The organism is Criblamydia sequanensis CRIB-18 (genome assembly GCF_000750955.1).
GTDB lineage: Bacteria > Chlamydiota > Chlamydiia > Chlamydiales > Criblamydiaceae > Criblamydia > Criblamydia sequanensis.
Map to the genome: position 1 here is coordinate 1 of NZ_CCEJ010000020.1, position 1,458 is coordinate 1,458.

General features: G+C 31.6%; 1 protein-coding gene and 1 pseudogene. Both read left to right on the top strand.

Translation table 11 applies throughout. The annotated features are described in order from the left end of the window. Nucleotides 1-318 (top strand): annotated as a pseudogene (locus CSEC_RS13280) (hypothetical protein); the annotation flags it as partial. A gap of 22 nt (nucleotides 319-340) precedes the next feature. Beyond that, nucleotides 341-790, top strand: a complete 450-nt coding sequence (locus CSEC_RS12450; protein WP_154017716.1) for a hypothetical protein — start codon at nucleotides 341-343, stop codon at nucleotides 788-790. Nucleotides 791-1,458: the final 668 nt, after the last annotated feature.

Here is a 1,458-nt window from a genome sequence, read left to right on the forward strand (position 1 = left end):
GATACTAACAAAGTCGCTGAGCGCATCTTGCTAAAAGATGGAGGAAAAAATTATGAGAGATTCGATTCAGTTAAAAATCTTGCAAAAGAACTAAAGTTTACTCAAACAACTACAAAACACATGAATAATCCTAATCGATTTGTACCTCGACATATTCTTGCAGAAGCAATTTTAGTAGGAGAAAGAAGGGTAGATCCACAAAATGCAAAAGATACAATAAAAATTGTTCAGAATTTTGTTAAAAACAAAAAAAATTATGAACTAAACATAATTTATAAAGAAGCTGATAAAAGTATACTCCATTTTCACTACTGGTAAAGCAGGATATATGCTTAAGTTGATGATTGTTGAAGGCCAGCCTGAGAAATCAGGAAAAGTAAGTTATTATCAAGAAAACTATACTCTTGAATATGAAACTTCTCAAGTTTCCTCAGATAGAAGTCTTCTATTAATTTATGATACCCTAACTATATCATTTGATGAACATACTAGGAAATTTTTATCATTTGATGCCTATACTAACAAAAATGAATGGCTTATTAAAGAACATTTGAAAATACCGTTGTCTTATAAAACAGGGACGTTGGTTGTAAAAGAGGGATATGAAAACACTGATCGCTATTCGTTCAAATCAATTCCAGCGTATGAGTATTTAAAAGGAAGTATTTTAAAGATATCCTTTCAAAAAGAAGATTTAGATACAGAGTTTTATTTAGTATCAAAAGATTTGATAGTCGGAATTAGAAATCACTTAATAAGTTCGATGATTTTATTAAACCTAGAAGTTTGATTTTTACAAATGTCCTAATCGATGGGTTTAGATTATGAATGAGGAAAGTAAATTTAAATTATTGTAAGTAGCGATTTGGACTACAAAAAAATGGTTGTATTTTTGGAGTACGGCAAATCTTTAATTGCTATTTTAGATTGTGAAAAAGGGGAAGATGAATCAGTAATTCAAATAATACTTAACAATGAAGTTCTTAAATTTAAATATAGTGAGTTCGTTCATTTAAATAAAGCTTTTGAAAATTAAAAGAGGTTAATAAATAAACCTTTACTTCTTAAATATAAGAATGATTGAGATCAGTTGATAGATCCCTTTTGGATAAGAAACATTTGTTAATGATTTTTCCAAACGTCCTAATATGGAGGAATGACCATTTCTGAGGCACAAAAACTAAGAGCTCTGGGAAAGAAAAGAATCGATTCTCTCTAATGCAGTTGGCTTGCCTACTATCTTCATACACTCGATGACGATAAACTCATCCAATTCAGGGTGCTTGGGTTAACAAGAGGGTTGGAAATTGGCGCAAGCGTAGCCCTTGAATTAAATGACAAAGTCTATACCCCTATTCATGATGCTTTCGGTAATATCGTTACGCTCGTTCATCATTTACAACCAGTAGAGACGTATCGCTATACTGCCTTTGGGGAAACCGACTCCCTTCCTTCCTT

Bases quoted from the DNA above. Each gene is read 5' to 3' on its own strand.
- CSEC_RS12450 (WP_154017716.1), top strand. From the start codon at position 341: ATGATTGTTGAAGGCCAGCCTGAGAAATCAGGAAAAGTAAGTTATTAT.